The organism is Parasphingorhabdus marina DSM 22363 (assembly GCF_900128895.1).
GTDB classification, from domain to species: domain Bacteria; phylum Pseudomonadota; class Alphaproteobacteria; order Sphingomonadales; family Sphingomonadaceae; genus Parasphingorhabdus; species Parasphingorhabdus marina.
This window is the reverse complement of record NZ_FSQW01000001.1, coordinates 945005-963899: the sequence shown is the minus strand read 5'-3', so window position 1 is coordinate 963899 and position 18895 is coordinate 945005. Positions and strand designations below refer to the sequence as shown.

The following is an 18895-nucleotide window of genomic DNA, read 5'->3' as shown; positions in this document are numbered from 1 at the left end:
TTGGCCAAATAAGGCCGCTTATTGGGGATCACGGCTCTTGATTTCGATCAGTTCAGCGGCTGATCACCATCGCTGTTTCCACGGGCTCGCCACTGGCTGCAGCGGCCATAATGGTGACCTTCGCACGCGTGGCCGAGGCCTTGGCTTCTGCCATGCAATTCTGGTGGTCCAGTATCTCTGCGAGCTGGCCGCGCTGGTAACTTCCGCACACTTTCCTCACGGCACCTTTCAGGCGTCCTTCCAAAGTCTGCTGCCCGGCTGCGCTTGCCAGGTCGAGATCATCATAATGGACAATCGCGGTGCGCACGATCTTTTCCTGGGCATTGGCCGTGGCGGACAGTCCGGTGGCGGTCACGGCAACGGCGGCTGCGGCTACAAGACCCTTGGTAAATACGGCTTTCAACATTTCTCACTCCTCTAAAACTCTGCGGGAAGGCGAGGCACCGGGGGCACCACACTTTCCCGCCTGGGGGAAACCCCCTGAAAGGGGGTGAGAACGGGAGCAGGTTGCTTGGCAAGCCAGGGGAATGGCTGATAAGTCTATTCTGTTGCTCCCGTCTCGTATTCTTGGATAGGGGAAGCCAGCAGGGCGATCATTCCAACTTCGATAAACAGCCGTTTCATTCGGCAAACCGCACAAAGCTTCGACCAACGACAATTTGGCGTCGATCAAAATGATACAATGTAACTTTTGTTACTATTCAGATAGTTACAGATGGTACGTTTTTATGGGGTGGATGATTCTCTTTTTTAGACCCTCAAGCGCCGGGTGCGGGCATCCGCCCGCTTGGCTTTCCTCGCAGTAGCTCGGGCGCGCAGTCGCGCTTGCCGACGCTACGCGTCGGATTGGCACCCTATCGAAAGATCACCGAACCGAGCGCAGCGAGGCAAGGCCGACCGGCCGCCGCGCCTTATGGCGCGTAGCCAAGGCGACGGATGTCGCCGCCCGGCGCTTGAGGTCAAACAAAGACTCAAACCTCACCATTATCCCAAGCCCCCGCTCATCATGAGCGATTTGTGGCTATAGGGACCCCTGCGCCCTCGCCCCATCAAATCAATCCGGACAGCGGACTGGACGGATCAGCATACATCCTCCGTCCCATGCGGCCGGACAGATAGGCCTCTCGTCCGGCTTCGACCGCAAGCTTCATCGCGCGAGCCATGCGGATGGGCTCCTTGGCCTCCGCAATCGCCGTATTCATCAGCACACCATCACAACCCAGCTCCATTGCCACGGCCGCATCGCTGGCCGTACCGACGCCCGCATCGACCAGCACCGGCACACCGGCGCCTTCGACGATCAACCGGATCGTCACAGAATTCTGGATGCCCAGGCCCGAACCGATCGGTGCACCTAGCGGCATGATTGCCACCGCACCCGCATCTTCGAGCTGACGAGCCGCAATCGGATCATCGACGCAATAGACCATTGGCTTGAACCCGTCCTTCGCCAGCACCTCGGTCGCTTCCAGTGTTTCCTTCATATTGGGATACAGGGTTTTGGCTTCACCGAGGACTTCCAGCTTCACCAGATCCCAGCCACCGGCTTCGCGCGCCAGCCGCAACGTCCGGATCGCATCATCTGCATTGAAGCAGCCCGCCGTATTGGGGAGATAGGTGATCTTTTTGGGATCAATATAGTCCATCAGCACCGGCTGGTTGCGATCGGTCACATTGACCCGGCGAATGGCGACGGTGACAATTTCCGCTCCCGATGCCTCAACAGCGGCCGCATTTTCTTCGAAATCCTTGTACTTGCCGGTTCCGACAATCAGGCGGGACTGGAATGTCCTTCCGGCGACGGTCCAGCTATCGCTGCTGGCTCCTTCATGGTCGCCACCACCGACAAAATGCACGATCTCCAGCTCATCGCCTTCATTTAGGGCGACATCGGCCAGCGTCGAGCGGGGCACAATTTCCCGGTTGCACTCGACGGCGACCTTTTCCGGATCCAGGTCCAGCGAGCGCACCAGATCGGCAATCGTCATCCCCTGCGCGGCGCGGCGGGCGTCGCCATTCAACTTTATGCTAATTTCGGTCATCAGGGTCGTTTCCATCTGATTTGATCTCGCTTTTACAAGTGCAGCCATATAAAGAGCTACCGGAAGCCGCAACCGAAAGCGCCGTTTGGGGGGACATTATCTTGGCGAGCAAACCTGTCATCTTCGTGCTGAACGGTCCGAACCTGAATCTGCTGGGCATGAGAGAACCGGAAATTTACGGCAGCGCCACGCTCGACGACATCGCCGGGCAACTCGAAGACCAGGCTGCGACACTCAATGTCGAACTTGAAATCCGGCAGAGCAATCACGAGGGACATCTGGTCGACTGGCTGCAGGAAGCCGCAGCGGATGCGGCGCAGGCCGTCATCCTCAATGCCGGTGCCCTGACGCATACATCCATTGCTCTCCATGATGCCGTCAAGGCGATCGAAACCCCGGTTCTGGAAGTGCACCTGTCCAATCCGGCAGCCCGCGAAGAGTTTCGCCACAAGAGCCTCATCTCTCCGGTTGCAAAAGGAACTATTTGCGGCTTTGGCGCTTTGGGCTATCAACTGGCCCTCAACGCTGCGTCGCAACTCTAATATCAGCAGAAGGAAAACCAATGCCCGCTAAAAAAGATACCGGTGAAGGCATGAATGTGGATATCAAGCTTGTTCGGGACCTTGCAGGCATACTCGACAAGGCCGGGCTGAGCGAAATCGAAGTCGAGGACGGCGATCGCAAGATCAAGGTGTCACGCGGTGGCGGCGCGATGATGACCGCACCAGTTGCCCCGGTTGCTGCACCGGCAGCGGCCCCAGCTCCCGCACCAGCGTCTGCACCTGCTGCAGCAGCAGAAGCACCGGCGGCCGAAGATCATGCTGGCGCGCAGAAATCACCGATGGTCGGGACGGCCTATCTGGCGCCTGAACCGGGAGCTGCAGATTTTGTCAGTGTCGGCGACAAGGTGGCCGTCGGAGATACGCTGCTGATTGTGGAGGCGATGAAGGTGATGAACCCGATTGCCGCCGAATCCGCCGGAACGGTCAAATCCATCCTGGTGGAAAACGGTCAGCCGGTGGAATTTGACCAGCCGCTCGTCGTGATAGCCTAGAAGAGGCCGGCGGATGACCATCAACAAGATCCTGATTGCCAATCGCGGAGAGATCGCGCTGCGCATTTTGCGCGCCGCCCGTGAGCTGGGCATCGAAACCGTGGCCGTGCACAGCACTGCGGATGAGGACGCGATGCATGTGCGCCTCGCACATGAAGCCATTTGTATCGGACCGCCGCCAGCGACGGACAGTTACTTGAGTATACCCGCGATCATCTCGGCAGCCGAAATCAGCAATGCCGATGCGATCCATCCCGGCTATGGCTTCCTTTCCGAAAACGCCCATTTCGCGGAAGTGGTCGAAGCGCATGACATCAAGTGGATCGGACCCAAGCCCGAACATATCAAGGTCATGGGCGACAAGGTGGCAGCCAAAAAGACCGCTGGCGAGCTCGGCATTCCGCTGGTGCCAGGATCGGATGGTGCAGTCAGCGAACTCGAAGTTGCCAAACAGGTTGCGAAGGATGTCGGCTATCCGGTGATCATCAAGGCCGCATCCGGCGGCGGTGGCCGCGGCATGAAAGTGGTCAATAGCGAGGCCGAACTCGAGACCCAGATGAAACAGGCGGGGACCGAGGCCAAGGCGGCCTTTGGCGATGCGACGGTCTATATCGAGAAATATCTCGGCGATCCCCGGCATATCGAGTTTCAGGTATTCGGCGATGGCCGCGGCAATGCCATTCATCTTGGCGAACGGGATTGCTCGCTGCAGCGGCGTCATCAGAAGGTTCTGGAAGAGGCCCCATCCCCGGTAATCAGTGCCGAACAGCGCAAGCGGATGGGTGATGTCTGCGTCGAGGCGATGAAGGGCATGGGCTATCGCGGCGCCGGGACGATCGAATTTCTGTACGAGAATGATGAATTCTACTTTATCGAAATGAACACGCGGCTTCAGGTCGAGCATCCGGTGACCGAGATGATCACCGGATTTGATCTTGTCCGCGAACAGATCCGGATCGCCGATGGCCGGGACCTGTCGGTCAGCCAGGACGAACTGGAGTTTACCGGCCATGCCATTGAATGCCGGATCAATGCCGAAAATCCCAAGACCTGGGCACCGTCACCGGGCAAGGTGACCGGCTACCATCCGCCGGGCGGCATGCATGTCCGCGTCGACAGCGGGCTTTACGCCGGTTATTCGATCCCGCCCTATTATGACAGCATGATCGCCAAGCTCATCGTCTATGGCCGCACCCGGGATGGCTGCATGATGCGGCTCGCCAGGGCGCTGGACGAATTTGTCATCGAGGGCGTCGAAACCACGATCCCGCTGCATCAGAAGCTTGTCTACGACGAAGGCTTCCAGTCGGGAGACTATACGATCAAATGGCTGGAAGAGTGGCTCGAGCAGGACGACGGTTAGTCGAACGCAGCCGACGTTCGCCGAAAACCGGTTGGCCTTGTTTTTATTATGATCTCCTGTGACCGGACTTGGTTTTGGGGGAAACAATCATGACATATCACATTCCGGTGCTTGTTTTGGCAGCGTCAGTTGCCGCAACCGCCGCTTGGGCGAACGAAGAACCGGATCCGGCTGCGGCGGAAGAAGCCGTAACCATGGAAACGGACAAGCTGGTGGCCGGCCGCCGGGCGGGCTTCTGGATGTCCGCGGGGCTGTTTGGCAGCATGAACGGGGTCATCAAAAGCGGCGGTGAGGTCAAAGGCCTAGCCTTTGCAGCCCGGACCCTGAACGGCTGGGCCACGACCATGCCCGGCCTGTTTCCCGAAGGTTCCGTCAATGACCGGTCCAACGCCCTGCCCGCCGTGTGGGATGACCGCGAAGGTTTTCTGGCCACCGCAAAGCTCTATCAGGAACGCACCGCAAAATTGGCGGAACTGGCAGCTGCCGGGGACCAGGAGGGGTTTGCGACACAATGGACGGTCGTGCGCCAGACCTGCAGTACCTGCCATGACACCTATCGCAAGAAACGGGATTGATCAGATATGACCATCTCCCGCTCATAGGCTTATTTCGTTCAGATAACTCCAACCTTTCCTGAACATAACAGGTCAGTTCAGCAGACTGACAGGGTTAACAGACTATGACTTGTGCCACTGATGCGGCAAATGGAGTCGCCAGAAACCGGAACGGGGACAAGGACCAGAATCCGGGAACGGGACAAGGAGTAGTGCCATGCGTATTTTTTTCATTACCGGCCTGATGGCGGCCACCATGCTGACGCCCGCAACGGCTTCCGCCGCAGATATCGCACCAAAGATCAACAACGGTGCCAGCATGCTGGCAGTGGACCTGACCGGCAGCGCGGCATTGCAGCGAGACAGCCGTTCCGAGCGACGAGCCAATCGCCAGGGCAATCGCGGTGAGCGCCGCGCCAACCGGCAAGGCAATCGCAGCGAGCGTCGCGCAAACCGTCAGGACAACAGGAGTGAACGCCGGGCAAACCGCCAGGGCAACCGCGTGGATCGTCGCGCGAACGAGGGCCGTCGCCTGTCACATGGTGAGCGCCTCGAGCGTCAGAATATTCGGCGCGCCGCGGATCGGCGAGCCGAAAGACGCGGGGATCGCCGCGCATACCGTCAGGCGGACCGCCGCGCTGACCGCCGTTCGCAACGTCGTGCCAACGCCCGCGGTGACCGCAACCGCGATGGCCGGGTAGACCGGCGTTTCGACCGCAATCGTGACGGACGCATTGACCGCCGTTTCGACCGCAACAATAACGGCCGCGTGGATCGCCGGGTGGATCGCAACCGTGATGGCCGTATTGATCGTCGCTATCGCGAAGCACGACGGGACCGGTATCGGGATAACCGACGCTATAATGATCGCCGCGACCGGTATCGCGACAACCGCCGCGCCTATCGGCAGGGATATCGCGAAGCGCGCCGGGATTACCGGCGGTGGAACCGCAGCTGGCGCAATGACCGGCGCTATAACTGGAAGCGGTACCGGAAATATAACCGCGGTTACTACCGGGTCGGACGCTATTACGCGCCCTATCGCGGCCACAATTATCGCCGCTGGAATATCGGGATCTATCTGGGCTCGGCCTTTTACGGATCGCGCTACTGGATCAACGATCCCTGGCGCTACCGGCTGCCACCGGCCTATGGAGGATATCGCTGGATCCGTTACTATGACGATGTACTCCTGATTGACACCTATGATGGCCGTGTGGTCGACGTGATCTACGACTTCTTCTACTGAAGCCCATAATCGTCACAGAAAGACCCGTTGCCCGGAAAGGCAGCGGGTCTTTTCTATTGCAACTATCGCCGGCTGGTCGCACAATCGATCCCATCAATTTTTTGGGGGATGATGTGTTTCGACTGATTGCATTTCTGGTTTCACTTTCTCTGTCGACGGCGGCGCTGGCGCAGGATCAGGTCATTCTCGCGGGCAATCTGATTGCCGATCCCGAACAGGGGGCAACCGGACCGGCCACGATCCGTGTGCGCGATGGCCAGATTGTTTCGGTCACCTCCGGCATTGACCGCACCAATGTTACGGATGCCGAGATTGTGGACCTGTCCGACAAGACCATATTGCCCGGACTGATTGACCTGCATGTGCATCTGACTGGTGATCCTGGCGGAGACTTCTGGAAACAGGCCACCGAACCGACGGAATGGGGCGTGGTGGTTGGTGCCAAAAATGCGCTGCTGACGGCGAGGGCCGGATTCACGACCGTTCGCGAAGCGGGATCCGCACAATATACAGCCTTCTCCCTGCGCCGGGGCACTGCGGAAGGTACCATCGCCGGCCCGCGCATCATCGCGGCCGGGCCAGCACTGGCCATCGTCGGTGGCCACGGAGATACGACGGGCTTCACCGAATCGATCAACGATCAGCTGGCCAGCGGCTATAGTTGTACCGGACCGGTGGAATGTGCGGAAAAGGTGCGCAAAGCCTCTCGCGCCGGATCCGACATCATCAAGATCACCGCCACGGGCGGAGTGTTGTCGCAGCAGGGTCGCGGGCTGGAAGCACATTTTTCTGACGCGGAAATGCGGTCCATTGCTGACACGGCCCATTCGCTCGGACTGAAGGTCATGGCGCATGCCCATGGGGCCCGGGGAATCGAAGCGGCCGCCCGTGCGGGGATCGACACGATTGACCATGGCACATTTGCCGACGAAGCCGCACTCAGGGTCATGAAATCCAATGGTACCGTGCTCGTCCCGACGTTGATGGCCTTCAAGGGCGTGGGTGAAGGGCTCGGCAAGGGGATTTACACGCCCGTTGTCGAGAACAAGATCCGAATGACGCTCGGGGAAGTTGGCAAGGCCGTAACCCGGGCGCGCGACATGGGCGTCCCGGTGGCCTTTGGCACCGATGCGGGCGTGTTTGACCATGGCCGCAATGCCGAGGAATTTCAGCTGATGGTCAATGCCGGTCTCACCCACCAGGAAGCGGTGGTCAGCGCGACGACCCTGGCAGCGAAAGTGCTCGGAATGGAAAACCGGATCGGGCGCATTGCCACCGGGTACTCGGCCGACATGATCGCCGTCACCGGCAACCCGCTGGAAGACGTGACCCGACTGGAATCGGTGCACTGGGTGATGGTTCGGGGGCGGACAATCGACTGAAGACGCCCTGATGACCAGCCAGCTTTCGAAACAGGAAAACCTGAAATATGCCAATCCGAAAAAACTGGCCGAGCTCGGCCGGTCTGTCGCGGACCGGCTGAACGTCCACCCCCAGGTACAATGGCTCGAGAGCCCGCATGTCCAGTTTTTCGTGCATCAGAATTTTCTGTCCGATTCCGATTGTGCGATGCTGATCGACATGATCGAGGCCAATTCCCAACCGTCAAACCTCTACAAGGGCACCGAACGGGAAGGCTATCGGACCAGTGACAGCTGCAATGTCGATATTGCTGATCCCGATATCCGGCGGATCGATGACTCCATCTGCGATCTGATGGGTTTGCCGAACACCCATAGCGAGATCCTGCAGGGGCAGCGCTACAAGGCCGGACAGGAATTCAAGGATCATCACGATTTTTTCCACGAGAGCGAGCCCTATTGGAAGTTCGAGGCAACCAATGGCGGACAGCGCACCTGGACCGCCATGGTCTATCTGAACGAGCCGGAAGAAGGCGGGGCCACCGCCTTCCCGCAGCTGGAATATCAGGTCGAACCGCGCAAGGGCATGCTGCTCACCTGGAACAATATGGGCCTGGACGGTCGGCCCAATCTGAATACGCTCCACGCGGGAACGCCGGTCATCAAGGGCACAAAATATATCATCACCAAGTGGTTCCGCTTCAATCGCTGGAAAGGCCGCTGGTTCGACTAGCCCTTTCCCCGATGACCAACGGTCGACAGGCTTCGACCAACAACATCGGGGATCGTTGCAGGTGAAACCAGACCGTGTTAGCGAGCCACAACAGTCAGAAATTCGGGAACAGACCATGCTCAGAAAATCACTCCTTCTTCTCGCCGGGACCAGCCTGATTGTCACTGGATGCGCCAGTGTATCCAACAATCGTGAAACAGCGACTACGTCTAATCAAACCGTGGCTAATGCCCAGGAGATGACGGAAGGCGAAAAGCTGAAGGCCCTGTTCACGGCCAGCGACGAAGACAATCTGAAGCGCAATCCGATTTCCGGCATTTTCCGGGGAGACCTGCGCTATGCCGATCAGTTCGGTGATTATATCACCGATGAATATATTGCCGGCGAAAAGGCCGCACAGGAGAAGGAGCTTGCCGAACTGCGCAAGATTGATCGCAGCAAGCTGAGTGCCACCGACAAGATCGCCTATGACGTTTTTGAATATAACAAGAAGCGCGCGCTGATTGGTTATTCCGACGAGATTCTGGCGCTGAGCAATCCGCGTCCGGTCAACCATTTCAGCGGCTTTCACACGTTCTATCCGAATTTTGCATCCGGCAAGGGTGGTGCGCCGTTCAAGACCGTGGCCGATTACGAGAATAACCTCAAACGGCATGCAGGGTATATCCTGCTTGGCGACCGGGCGATCGAACGATTTCGTGAAGGCATCCAGAGCGGAGTATTCGAAACCCGGCTGACGATCGAGAATGTGATTGAACAGCTGGCCACCCAAAATGAACTGGGTCTGGAGAAAACCCCGTTCATGGGTCCTGTGCGCAATTTTCCGGAAGACTTCTCCGACGCAGACAAGACTCGGCTGACGGCGGAATATGAGGAGATGACGAAGAAGCTGTTTGCCGGCAATCAGCGCATGCACGACTTTCTCAAGAACGAATATCTGCCCTATGCCCGGACTGAGACCGGGCTCAACGCGATGAAGGGCGGCGAGCTATATTATGACTATCTGATCGAAGGCACGACGACCTTGCCGCTCAAGGCTGGCGAAATCCATGAGCTCGGTCTGAAAGAAGTTGCCCGGATCAAGACCGAGATGGAAGCGATCAAGGACGAAGTCGGCTTCTCCGGCACCTTGTCCGACTTTTTTGAGCATTTCCGGACTGATCCGAAATTCCATCCGGAATCGCGTGAGGCGCTGACTCAGGGATATTATGATCTCGGCAAGAAGGTCGACGAAAAGATCAGCACACAGTTCAAGGTGCTGCCGAAATCACCGCTGGAAATCCGGCCCTATGACAAGTCGATCGAGAAGTTTCAGGCTGGTGGCTCTTATCAGAGCGGCACGCCGGATGGTTCCCGCGCCGGTGTCTTCTATTTCAACGCCTACGACCTGCCGTCCCGCAACACATCGGGCATGACCACCCTGTATCTGCACGAAGGCGCACCAGGGCACCATTTCCAGATATCACTGGCACAGGAAAATACCGCTCTGCCCAATTTCATGCGTTTCGGCGGCAACACCGCCTATGTTGAAGGCTGGGCGCTGTATTCCGAAAAACTCGGTTTCCCGATGGGCCTGTATGATGACCCCTATCAGCGCTTTGGCCATCTGGATGATGAAATGCTCCGCGCGATGCGGCTGGTTGTTGACACCGGCCTGCACAGCAAGGGCTGGAGCCGGGAAAAGGCGATCAAATATATGCTCGACAACAGCAGCATGGGCGAAACCGACGCGACCGCCGAAGTCGAGCGCTATATTGCCATCCCGTCACAGGCGCTCGCTTACAAGATCGGCGCACTTACCATCCAGCGCCTGAAGGACCAGGCCGAGACGGAACTGGGCACGAGATTCGACCCGCGCGAGTTCCACGATCAGGTGCTGAATACGGGGGCCTTGCCGATGACCGTACTCGAAAAGAAAATCAGCGACTGGATCGCGGCTTCGAAATAGGGCTGACCCCGTCAGAGCGGTTTCAGTCCCGCAAATTGTCGAGCAAAGTCCGTACCCGCGTCAGATCAGGCAATAGTCCGCTCCACAGCGAAGCCGGGATCTTGTCCCGCACCAGATCCGCCACCGGTGCAACCTGTGCCACGGCGGCCTGACGGGCGGCTGCGCCCCTGGCCGTCACCTGCACCCGGCGGACCCGGCGATCCTTTGGGTCATGAACCAGCTCGACCAGTCCCCGGTCTTCCAGTTTCCGGACGGTGGATGACATGGTTGGCTGGGTGACCTGCATGTTGCGCGCCAGTTCGCTGATCGTCTCCTGCCGGTCGAGGCGCAGCAAATGGTTCAGCACCCCGAATTGTGCCGCTGTCATGTCCTTTGGCAGATATTTGCGGAACAGATTCTCCGCCAGCTGATTGATGATACCGATTTCGGTCATCACCTGGAACTCAATCGGATCTCCGGGGAGCCCGGCCTCTTTGGGAGCATCTGTCATCGACCTGCTTTAAGCATCAACGAGTCGGGATTCCAAGGGCCAGCGGGGAGAAGGCGGTGCTACAGGACCATATCCGAGGCGAAACAGTCCCTGCACCCGGGCGGGTTCTTCAACGGCGACCCGGGCATGAAACTCGCGATAGAGATCCGCCATCTCGGGAAATTCCTGCAGGATCTGGCTGACCGGATGCATTGCCAGACCCAGCTTCGTGGCGGCCTGATTGATCCGCACCCAGTTCATGCCGGACATCAGCTGATCCGTCCGGCTGTTGCCCGCCGAAACCAGCCAGCCATAATTGCGGGTCTGTTCGAGGATTTCGCGATACATGTCGATCCCGCTATTATAGACAGTGCTGCCTTTCTCCGAGAGCTTCTCCCGCGAGATGATCCCGCCCAGATACATGGCTTCCATCATCGGTCCGCTCATGTCGATCCCGTCCGGGCTGGCGTTGATCTCCCCGGCTCCGATACGCATCAGGTCGACACTTTCCCTGTGTGTACGGGGCACATCATATTCGACTTGCCATGCCCGCCAGGTCAGGTTGCGCAGGCTGTCCACCATTTCGCTTTCACCCGATGTCAGGAAAGACTGTCCGCTCCCGTCGTTCCCGGTCCCGGCCAGTTCCAGCAATTGGGACAAGGTCTGATCATCGATTGCTCGCGCGGCATAGGCTTCCTTGATGCTGCGCCGCTCCAGCGTTGTTGCAAAGAGCGGGTCGGGCCGGGTCGCCGGATCAGCAACGAGACTGACATGCGCGACGGGACGGTCATCCAGCACCGGCTGGGGTTCTCCATCCGGAAATGGCGTGATGTCGGCCCGGAACCCCTTCTCCGCTGCTGCCTGCCGGAAGAGTTCAAGAAATGCGCCCAGGCCAATCGTGATCTGGCGGTTGGGCGGATCCGTTTCCGGCAATCGTTTGTCGAGATCGCAAAACAGGCTGAAACTGTCCTCTGCCTCCAGCCGCACCAGCCAGGGCTGACGATTGTGCGGATTGGGTGCGAGAATCGCATAGGCCAGTGCATCAAGCCGCGGATCGCCAAAACTCTGGCCGGCCCGCTGCCACGGCTCCTGCGCCCGGGCAATCGACCGGGTCCCGACATATCCGCCCAGACCGGACCCGAGAAGCAACAGGGACGCACCGCCCGTCATCAGGATTTTTCTTCTGGTTGGCATCGCAAATCTCCAAGCAATCTAATATATAGATATCTATGTATACTGAAAAGGGAAGTCAATGGATCGGGCGTCCAATCTGTCCAGATCCCGGAATTTGGGGCGTAACACGGCCCGTTCCGGCGCTGTTTGAGTCAATTCGTCTTAACGATGGGGCGGCATATCCGTCTCCGCTATACGGATCACGATAAAGCCAACTATAGGATTTACACCGCCTCAGGCACAGTTTTCTGGGGTTTTTTGCGAAGCGGAATGCCGAATTCAGGGGTCGGCCAGCCGGATGCAACACCGAAACGTTAACTCTTTTTTAACTTTCTCGGTTAATAAAGGTTAACGAAATCAAAGCGAGTGGGGCATACTTAATTTGATCTGGTCTGCGATAGAAAATGACTTGTGCTTACTCCCCCGAAGCCGCCCTGTCCTCAGCAGAACGCTGTGTTCTGGGAACACTTAACCAGGCTTGGCCATCGGCCGCAACGATGACGCCCGACGTGATCCGGTCCTGCGAGACAGGTGAAGATCAGACGGCATTTGTGGATATGGTTCAGAACCTCAGCGATAACGGCATGATCCTGTATGAGGCGTTCCTGACCGGCGCGTCTTCCGAACCGCGTTTTCTTGACAGCATGATCACGGCACGCGGCAAGGCGGCCCTGCAATCCAGCGAAGACTGATTTTACCTGCTCAATTGTGACTGACGGCAGATGCCAGCGCGGCGATATGCTTCAGGGATTCGAGTTGCTCCGCACTCAGTTCACGGTCATCATCATCCGCGCACGCAATCATCCCGATGGTTGATCCGTCGCCGTTGCGCATCGGTACAGCTGCGTAGAGGCCCAGGTGCTGGGCAACCGCGGTACGCGGACTGCCTAGCTGGCTGATATCGACATCCTGATTTGCGGCCTGCCATGCCTTGTCAAGCGCGGTTGCGTTGTGCGCAATGGTCTGAACATCGCCGTCATCGGCACAATCGCGATCATATATGGTGATCGTCGCAACGGGCGTTGCGGTCAGACGGGCTGCCAGTCGCGCCAGCATATCCAGGTTTTCGGCGATGGAGTCTTGCTTGTTCATATACTCGTGAACCCTTTGGCCAATGTGACCATTACACCAAAGTCTTAAACATCTCGTTAACCATAAGTTCATATTCCCCTAGCCAGAAACCTGCGAAGTTCCAACTATTGCGTTGTAACCAGACGTAACGCGCTTGATTCCAAATGCTTTTTTTCGGCCATTTGCTTTTTACTGGCGCGACTCTATGGCGTTAATATGACAAAAACGCTCCAAAACAGGGCTTTGGCGATTCTCGAGTCGCTTATTGCCTTCGACACGACGTCGCGAAACAGCAATCTCGAGCTGATCCGCTGGGTTGAGGCCTGGCTTGCCGATCAGGGCATCACTGCGCACCGGGTCCTGAATGCCGATGGCTCCAAGGCCAATCTCCATGCGACGATCGGTCCGATGGTCGAGGGCGGCGTAATTTTGTCCGGTCACAGTGATGTCGTGCCCGTCGACGGCCAGGACTGGTCGAGCGATCCATTTGTCCTGACGGAGCGCGACGGGAAGCTGTTCGGGCGCGGGACGTCGGACATGAAGGCCTTTATCGCCCTGGCGCTGGCGGCGATCCCCGAATTTCAAAATGCCCGGCGGCCGGTGCATCTCGCGATCAGTTATGACGAAGAAGTCGGCTGCCTTGGCGCCCCCGACCTGATCGCCGATATCGCGGCCAAATTGCCCAAACCTGCTCTGGCAATTGTCGGTGAGCCAACGATGATGAAGGTTGTCACCGGCCACAAGGGTATCACGGTGCACTCGGTCGAAGTCCTTGGCCATGAGGCACATAGCAGCCTTACCCATCTCGGGCTTTCCGCGAACATGGTCGCCGTAGATCTCATGCATGATCTGGCAAATCTCGCAAGAGAGCTCTGGCAAAAAGCCGATCCCGATTCTCCTTTCGTCCCGCCACATGCGACATTGACCATTGGAACGATGGAAGGTGGCACGGCCGCCAACATCCTCGCGCGGCGAGCCAGTTTCATGTTTGATCTGCGCTGTCCCCCGGGCATTGATCCTGAACAGGTGCTGGCGCCGTTCAAGGAGAATATCCGGTTGCTCGACCGCGACATGCGAGAAGCCTATCCGGGTACCGGGATCACGATCACTCAGCTGGCCAGCGCCCCGCCGCTTGCCCCGCGAGATACGGATGCCGAGGCTTTTGTCCGCAAGCTGACCGGAGACAATAGCGCCGCCGGTGCTGTCGCCTATGCGGCGGAAGCCGGTCAGTTTCAGCAAGCCGGCTTTCCTACCGTCATCTGTGGTCCGGGCTCGATCGAGCAGGCCCATCAGCCGGATGAGTTCATCAGTCTCGACCAGATCAGCCGGGGTGCGGCATTCATGACGCGGCTTGCCGAGGAGTTGCGGCATGGCTGAGTGGACAGACTATCGGGGCCGGACTGCCATCGTGACCGGCGCGGGCGATGGTATCGGAAAGATGCTGGCCATGCATCTCGCCGCAAACGGCATGACAGTGGGCGTGCAGGATATTCGCGAAGAGGCGGCCCATATGGTTGCCGAGGAGATCGGACCAAAGGCCTTCCCGATGGTCTTTGATATCAGCGACCGTGAAGCGACAGCAGCGGCGGCTGAACATTTTGCGGCACAGGATCAGGATCTCGCCATGCTGTGGATCAACGCGGGCGTCGGCGTCGGAGCCTCGCTGCTCGAAGGCAAGCCGGAACAGGTGCGCTGGGCCTGGGAAGTCAATGTACTGGGTCCGATCTGGACCGCGCAATGCTTCGTTCCGCTGATGTCAGCCCGCCCCGCCCATGTCGGAATCACCGCCTCGACGGCAGCTTTGCGTCCGCCGGAAGGCCAGTTTCCGCTCTATGCGGCCACCAAACATGGTACCATGGTGATAGCCGAAGCGCTGCGAGGGGAACTGGCGGCCCGAGACATCGAATCCACCATCCTTTGTCCCGGCCTGCTCAACACCGAAATCTGGGATGGGGCAAAAGCCCGGCCCGAGCGCTTTGGCGGCGAACGGCGAATGGACCCGGAAATTGCGGGCATGTGGCGGGATGCAAAAGGCCCGGACGTGATGTGGCCGGATATCGACCGCATGATACGAAACGGCGGGGGAACGCTGGTATGCGCGACCGATCAGGGTGACACGCGCCAGGCGATGCAGGAACGGATTGACGGGATTGCCAGCGGTCTGGTGGAATTATAGTCCGCTGCCTCAGGCGGCGTCTTCGGTGAGGACCAGCTCGTGGGAAATCAGACCCTGACGCTGCATGCTTTCGGCGAGAATCGTCTCGATCAGTTCGTCATGGCTCCAGCCGACTTCCTTTGCCGCGCGACCATAGATTTTCTCTGACCAGAGATTGCAGTTGAGATTGGTTTCCAGAAAAATCAGCTCGCCGCTGTCGGGGTTGATCCGGAACTCGAACCGGCCATAGTCGAATGGGTGGAATACCTCGCACATGGCTTGGGTGTAGCGTGTGATCCGCGGTTCCCATTCGGGATCGTCAAACAGCACCGTCTCATATTTGCCTTCGCGCACATCCAGATCGCGCTTCTCGGCATAGGTCCGCAGATGGTCCGGATCGGCCTGCTGGAACATCAGCATCGGGAACAGGGCGGGCGCGTTGCCGGACAGGATGGCCGGCACCTCGATATCATGGCCGGCCAGAAACGGCTCGACAATGGCATCATGGCCTTCTTCCTGGATTTCCTCGACTGCGTGCCGGACACCGGTCCAGTCGGATGCATCGCGAACGCCCCAGCTGGCCGAGGAGGCATTGGGTTTGATGACCATGCGCTCGGCCATCGGACAACCCGCTTCGGTTACCGGTGCGCCATGCCGGTAGATCGTCCAGGGTGCCGTCGGAATGCCGCGCGCTGCGGCTTCCAGTTTCGTCAAATGCTTGTCATCTGACAATCCGCGCAATATCGGCGATGCGCCCAGAAAAGGAATATCCAGCCGGGTACAAAGTAGCGGCAGCAGCATTTCGGAGTTCAGAAAACCTGCCCGGTTAAGCAGCGGGAAGACAAAATCCACTCCCGGATCGTTGAACAGGATGTCATAATTGTCGGCGAGCGTCAGCCGGGTTCCCATGCGTTCCAGAACCGACCGGATCTCCCGGTGATAGATAGCGTGATTACCATCTTCGGCATGCAGGGTGTTTTCGGAGAATACATGCTTTGCCACAAGCAAAACGTGGATATTGGCGCGGATATCATCGGGGATGGTGGAACGACGCAATGCTCCAATCTCGCAAACCGGCTGTTCCATCACTTATCCCTCACAATTCCGTACACCAAGAACTTCTCACCGACCCGGATGGGGCATAACCGAAGCAATTTTTGAGAAATAATTCCAGTTTTGCGACCCGCTTTTGACGGTTGCTAGGGCCTATAGATCGCAATTGCGACTGGAATATGGCAGAGAAAAGCGATCGCGACGGAGCGGGTCCGCCATGCCGTAACGTCAGCCGCCAAACTTGGAGATTCGCCCGAAACCGGCTATATTCAGCCATGAAAGAGGAACACCATGCCTGCTGTAAAAGCCGCCAGACCACTGGATATTTTCAACCGCGATGACTGGGAGCGGCTGACAAAGGTGTCAAACTGGCGTGGGATCTGGCTGATGCTCCATGCCTGGGCAATGGTGGCGCTGGTCTGTGGTGGCACCGCCCTGATCTGGAAATGGCACTGGCTTGCCGGACTCATCGCAACCCCGTTTGCCATCGCGCTGATCGGCGGGCGGCAGCTGGGCCTCTCTATCCTCATGCACGAAGGTGCGCACGGGCTGCTGCACCCCAATCGCAAGATCAACAATTTCGTCGGACAATGGCTGACTGGCGCGGCGACCGGCAGCGACCTGCACAGCTATCGGGCCTATCACCTCACGCATCACAAATTTACCCAGCAGCCCGAAGATCCCGATCTGGGCCTCTCGAAACCCTTTCCGACAACGCGGGCGAGTATGAGACGCAAGGTCATCCGTGATCTGACCGGCCAGACCTTTTTCAAGCAACGAAGCAATCAGTTTGCTGTCGCCTGGAAAGGTCTGAAGGCGATGTGGAGCGAACGACAGGATGACGAGTTGCAGTCGCCGAAACGCGATACTTCTGCGGGAACGCCTTTCAACCGCAACGGTGCAGCCGGTGTCGCCGCGCCGGTGACCAATCTCGATGGGGCGAAGCGGACAACCCGGACTGTGGGCCGGTTTTTGCTGATCCAGTTTGCGGTTCTCGCGATCAGTCTTGCCACGCTCGGTATCGGGCCCTTCCTGGTCTGGATCGTGGCACTGGCGACGGGTTTTCAACTGTTTCTGCGGATCCGCAATATCGCAGAGCATGCCTGCACCAGAACCGGCGGGGATGATCCGTTTACCCACGCCCGCACCACCTATGCGAATTTTGTCGAACGGCTGACCGTGGCGCCCTATTGGGTGAATTATCACAGTGAGCATCACCTGTTCATGGGGTTGCCCTGCTACAGCCTCGCAGAAGCGCATGAATTGCTCAAGACTGGTGGTATGGAACGCCGGATGACCATTTCTCCAGGATATCTGGATATCCTGAGAACGGTGACCTCGCCCGTCAGCGACTAGGTTGCAAACCGCCCCAGTTTTTCGGGGACAAGATGGCCAGACTTGGTCCACGCCAGACACCCGTTCTCGCTATAGGGTGCGTGCGTCCATCCGGGCGGTGTCCGCTCCCAGCTTCCTGCGGGATAATGGCCATGTTCGTCGGTCAGACTGCCTTCGAGGATGAAAGTCTCGCTGCCACGTTCATGAACATGAGACGGAAACCGGCTGCCCGCCGCCCAGCGCACGATCTTGACTTCTTCGCCTTCAAATTCGTGGAGCCACGCAAATTCGACACCGGGCTCTCCGCTTTCCTCAAAATCCAGATCGTCGATCTGCAGGGAAAACTGGCGTGCATCGGCCGGGTCAAACTGGTGGAGTTTGACGAGGATTGTACAACCGCTTTCGCTATGGGGTTTGTGGCTCGTCCCGATCGGGTTGCGTACATAGGTGCCGGCAGGAAAATCCCCATGTTCATCGGAGAACACGCCGTCGATCACCAGGAACTCTTCACCTCCGCTGTGCACATGGGGATCGAAATAGCTGCCCGGAGCATAGCGAACGAGAGAAGTCGCACGAGCCACTTCTCCGCCGACGCGGTCCAGCATGCGACGATCCACCCCGGGCAGAGGTGACGGCACCCATTCCATTTCGTCCGGAGTGATCAGGACCCGCTGGTCAAATTCGGCGTGAATTCTCATGATTCCTGTTCCTCTTCAGCTGGCGATACTGGGACGTTCGGCCATGCGCGTTCGCCATTCCATCAGGTTTGTGCATGTTTCCGGGATAGTCACTCCGGCAAAATCTGCAAAGCCAAGTCCGGCATAGGCGGTGATGTCGGCAACAGAGAAGTCGGTCCCCGCCAGATAATCCTGATCCGCCAGAACATCGTCAAGATAGTGCATGGTCTCCACGGCCCGGTCGCGCTGATACTGACCCCAGTCCGGACATTGCCAGGTCTCGATATCCGGTCCCAGCCCCGGCGTCGCGTGATGAAAATAGGCCCCGACCGCATCCAGCAATCCGGCCTCTGCCCGGCGCTGCATCATCGCAACAACCGCCCGCTCCTTCGGCGTTTTTCCGGTCAGCTCCGGCTCGCCGGTCCGGCTGTCCAGATATTCGGTAATGGCGGTACATTCCGATATGGCCGTCCCGTCTTCCAGCTCCAGCACGGGAACGGTTGCCGCCGGATTTTTGGCCCGGAACGCCGCCGTCCGGTGCTCTCCCCCGGGGACGTTGATCGCTACAAATTCTACATCCTCAAACAGACCCTTTTCCTTCAGAGCGATGCGTACACGCGCGGGATTGGGGAATCCCTCAAAGTCATAAATCTTCATT

At 58.4% G+C, this 18895-nt stretch carries 20 protein-coding genes; 12 read left to right on the top strand and 8 right to left on the bottom strand.

The features are described from left to right. Positions 1 to 52: 52 nt before the first annotated feature. Both BUQ90_RS04835 and thiS read right to left on the bottom strand, forming a co-directional pair. Entirely contained in the window at positions 53 to 406 is a 354-nt protein-coding gene (locus BUQ90_RS04835) for a UrcA family protein (RefSeq protein ID WP_074203958.1), read from the bottom strand. A gap of 643 nt (positions 407 to 1049) precedes the next feature. Then, on the bottom strand, positions 1050 to 2042 hold the full coding sequence (gene thiS, locus BUQ90_RS04830; protein WP_084192624.1) for a sulfur carrier protein ThiS: 993 nt from the start codon (positions 2040 to 2042) through the stop codon (positions 1050 to 1052). 101 nt (positions 2043 to 2143) lie between these two features. Between thiS and aroQ the strand changes: the two genes are divergently transcribed. From aroQ to BUQ90_RS04790, 8 genes are all read left to right on the top strand, one after another. Further along, positions 2144 to 2584: a type II 3-dehydroquinate dehydratase gene (gene aroQ, locus BUQ90_RS04825; RefSeq protein ID WP_074203956.1), complete on the top strand. Its 441-nt coding sequence runs from the start codon at positions 2144 to 2146 to the stop codon at positions 2582 to 2584. A 50-nt stretch (positions 2585 to 2634) separates the two neighbouring features. Beyond that, positions 2635 to 3096 (top strand): acetyl-CoA carboxylase biotin carboxyl carrier protein, encoded by a 462-nt coding sequence (gene accB, locus BUQ90_RS04820; RefSeq protein WP_074204887.1) that lies wholly within the window; start codon positions 2635 to 2637, stop codon positions 3094 to 3096. 13 nt (positions 3097 to 3109) lie between these two features. Next, entirely contained in the window at positions 3110 to 4459 is a 1350-nt protein-coding gene (gene accC / locus BUQ90_RS04815) for an acetyl-CoA carboxylase biotin carboxylase subunit (protein ID WP_074203955.1), read from the top strand. 89 nt (positions 4460 to 4548) lie between these two features. Continuing rightward, positions 4549 to 5034 (top strand): c-type cytochrome, encoded by a 486-nt coding sequence (locus BUQ90_RS04810; protein ID WP_074203954.1) that lies wholly within the window; start codon positions 4549 to 4551, stop codon positions 5032 to 5034. A 196-nt stretch (positions 5035 to 5230) separates the two neighbouring features. After that, entirely contained in the window at positions 5231 to 6262 is a 1032-nt protein-coding gene (locus BUQ90_RS04805; protein ID WP_143182721.1) for an RcnB family protein, read from the top strand. A gap of 113 nt (positions 6263 to 6375) precedes the next feature. Continuing rightward, positions 6376 to 7644 carry a metal-dependent hydrolase family protein gene (locus tag BUQ90_RS04800; RefSeq protein ID WP_074204885.1) on the top strand — a complete coding sequence of 423 codons (1269 nt, stop codon included), beginning with the start codon at positions 6376 to 6378 and terminating at the stop codon, positions 7642 to 7644. A 10-nt stretch (positions 7645 to 7654) separates the two neighbouring features. Continuing rightward, positions 7655 to 8356, top strand: coding sequence for a prolyl hydroxylase family protein (locus BUQ90_RS04795; protein WP_074203953.1), 702 nt, complete (start codon positions 7655 to 7657; stop codon positions 8354 to 8356). 115 nt (positions 8357 to 8471) lie between these two features. After that, a complete protein-coding gene (locus tag BUQ90_RS04790) occupies positions 8472 to 10304 on the top strand; it encodes a DUF885 domain-containing protein (RefSeq protein WP_074203952.1) in 1833 nt (610 codons plus the stop codon). Positions 10305 to 10326: 22 nt separating this feature from the next. On the opposite strand, the gene BUQ90_RS04785 is transcribed toward BUQ90_RS04790, so the two are convergent. Together BUQ90_RS04785 and BUQ90_RS04780 are read right to left on the bottom strand one after the other, a co-directional pair. After that, complete coding sequence (locus BUQ90_RS04785; protein WP_084192489.1) at positions 10327 to 10794, bottom strand: MarR family winged helix-turn-helix transcriptional regulator; 468 nt, start codon at positions 10792 to 10794, stop codon at positions 10327 to 10329. Between the two features lie 9 nt (positions 10795 to 10803). After that, positions 10804 to 11967, bottom strand: a complete 1164-nt coding sequence (locus BUQ90_RS04780) for an Acg family FMN-binding oxidoreductase (protein ID WP_074203951.1) — start codon at positions 11965 to 11967, stop codon at positions 10804 to 10806. Between the two features lie 383 nt (positions 11968 to 12350). Here BUQ90_RS04780 and BUQ90_RS04775 point away from each other — a divergent pair, with 383 nt between their 5' ends. Next, complete coding sequence (locus BUQ90_RS04775) at positions 12351 to 12638, top strand: hypothetical protein (protein WP_143182720.1); 288 nt, start codon at positions 12351 to 12353, stop codon at positions 12636 to 12638. Positions 12639 to 12648: 10 nt separating this feature from the next. On the opposite strand, the gene BUQ90_RS04770 is transcribed toward BUQ90_RS04775, so the two are convergent. Continuing rightward, positions 12649 to 13038, bottom strand: coding sequence for a GAF domain-containing protein (locus tag BUQ90_RS04770; RefSeq protein WP_074203949.1), 390 nt, complete (start codon positions 13036 to 13038; stop codon positions 12649 to 12651). Between the two features lie 195 nt (positions 13039 to 13233). Between BUQ90_RS04770 and argE the strand changes: the two genes are divergently transcribed. Together argE and BUQ90_RS04760 are read left to right on the top strand one after the other, a co-directional pair. Continuing rightward, on the top strand, positions 13234 to 14394 hold the full coding sequence (gene argE / locus BUQ90_RS04765) for an acetylornithine deacetylase (protein WP_074203948.1): 1161 nt from the start codon (positions 13234 to 13236) through the stop codon (positions 14392 to 14394). Further along, the gene (locus BUQ90_RS04760; RefSeq protein WP_074203947.1) at positions 14387 to 15193 is read left to right on the top strand and encodes an SDR family oxidoreductase; all 807 of its coding nucleotides are present in this window, start codon (positions 14387 to 14389) and stop codon (positions 15191 to 15193) included. Before argE ends, BUQ90_RS04760 begins: the two co-directional genes overlap by 8 nt. Positions 15194 to 15202: 9 nt before the next feature. On the opposite strand, the gene BUQ90_RS04755 is transcribed toward BUQ90_RS04760, so the two are convergent. Beyond that, positions 15203 to 16258 (bottom strand): D-alanine--D-alanine ligase family protein, encoded by a 1056-nt coding sequence (locus BUQ90_RS04755; protein WP_074203946.1) that lies wholly within the window; start codon positions 16256 to 16258, stop codon positions 15203 to 15205. A gap of 258 nt (positions 16259 to 16516) precedes the next feature. Here BUQ90_RS04755 and BUQ90_RS04750 point away from each other — a divergent pair, with 258 nt between their 5' ends. Continuing rightward, positions 16517 to 17581, top strand: a complete 1065-nt coding sequence (locus BUQ90_RS04750) for a fatty acid desaturase family protein (RefSeq protein WP_074203945.1) — start codon at positions 16517 to 16519, stop codon at positions 17579 to 17581. On the opposite strand, the gene BUQ90_RS04745 is transcribed toward BUQ90_RS04750, so the two are convergent. Both BUQ90_RS04745 and BUQ90_RS04740 read right to left on the bottom strand, forming a co-directional pair. After that, entirely contained in the window at positions 17578 to 18258 is a 681-nt protein-coding gene (locus BUQ90_RS04745) for a cupin domain-containing protein (protein ID WP_074203944.1), read from the bottom strand. The genes BUQ90_RS04750 and BUQ90_RS04745 overlap by 4 nt on opposite strands. A gap of 15 nt (positions 18259 to 18273) precedes the next feature. Next, entirely contained in the window at positions 18274 to 18894 is a 621-nt protein-coding gene (locus tag BUQ90_RS04740) for a glutathione S-transferase family protein (RefSeq protein WP_074203943.1), read from the bottom strand. Position 18895 lies beyond the last annotated feature (1 nt).

Excerpts from the sequence above, each read along its gene's own strand:
- BUQ90_RS04835 (WP_074203958.1), bottom strand. The coding sequence starts at position 406 with ATGTTGAAAGCCGTATTTACCAAGGGTCTTGTAGCCGCAGCCGCCGTT.
- thiS (WP_084192624.1), bottom strand. The coding sequence starts at position 2,042 with ATGACCGAAATTAGCATAAAGTTGAATGGCGACGCCCGCCGCGCCGCG.
- accB (WP_074204887.1), top strand. The coding sequence starts at position 2,635 with ATGAATGTGGATATCAAGCTTGTTCGGGACCTTGCAGGCATACTCGAC.
- accC (WP_074203955.1), top strand. The coding sequence starts at position 3,110 with ATGACCATCAACAAGATCCTGATTGCCAATCGCGGAGAGATCGCGCTG.
- BUQ90_RS04810 (WP_074203954.1), top strand. The coding sequence starts at position 4,549 with ATGACATATCACATTCCGGTGCTTGTTTTGGCAGCGTCAGTTGCCGCA.
- BUQ90_RS04805 (WP_143182721.1), top strand. The coding sequence starts at position 5,231 with ATGCGTATTTTTTTCATTACCGGCCTGATGGCGGCCACCATGCTGACG.
- BUQ90_RS04795 (WP_074203953.1), top strand. The coding sequence starts at position 7,655 with ATGACCAGCCAGCTTTCGAAACAGGAAAACCTGAAATATGCCAATCCG.
- BUQ90_RS04790 (WP_074203952.1), top strand. The coding sequence starts at position 8,472 with ATGCTCAGAAAATCACTCCTTCTTCTCGCCGGGACCAGCCTGATTGTC.
- BUQ90_RS04785 (WP_084192489.1), bottom strand. The coding sequence starts at position 10,794 with ATGACAGATGCTCCCAAAGAGGCCGGGCTCCCCGGAGATCCGATTGAG.
- BUQ90_RS04780 (WP_074203951.1), bottom strand. The coding sequence starts at position 11,967 with ATGCCAACCAGAAGAAAAATCCTGATGACGGGCGGTGCGTCCCTGTTG.
- BUQ90_RS04775 (WP_143182720.1), top strand. The coding sequence starts at position 12,351 with ATGACTTGTGCTTACTCCCCCGAAGCCGCCCTGTCCTCAGCAGAACGC.
- BUQ90_RS04770 (WP_074203949.1), bottom strand. The coding sequence starts at position 13,038 with ATGAACAAGCAAGACTCCATCGCCGAAAACCTGGATATGCTGGCGCGA.
- argE (WP_074203948.1), top strand. The coding sequence starts at position 13,234 with ATGACAAAAACGCTCCAAAACAGGGCTTTGGCGATTCTCGAGTCGCTT.
- BUQ90_RS04760 (WP_074203947.1), top strand. The coding sequence starts at position 14,387 with ATGGCTGAGTGGACAGACTATCGGGGCCGGACTGCCATCGTGACCGGC.
- BUQ90_RS04755 (WP_074203946.1), bottom strand. The coding sequence starts at position 16,258 with ATGGAACAGCCGGTTTGCGAGATTGGAGCATTGCGTCGTTCCACCATC.
- BUQ90_RS04750 (WP_074203945.1), top strand. The coding sequence starts at position 16,517 with ATGCCTGCTGTAAAAGCCGCCAGACCACTGGATATTTTCAACCGCGAT.
- BUQ90_RS04745 (WP_074203944.1), bottom strand. The coding sequence starts at position 18,258 with ATGAGAATTCACGCCGAATTTGACCAGCGGGTCCTGATCACTCCGGAC.
- BUQ90_RS04740 (WP_074203943.1), bottom strand. The coding sequence starts at position 18,894 with ATGAAGATTTATGACTTTGAGGGATTCCCCAATCCCGCGCGTGTACGC.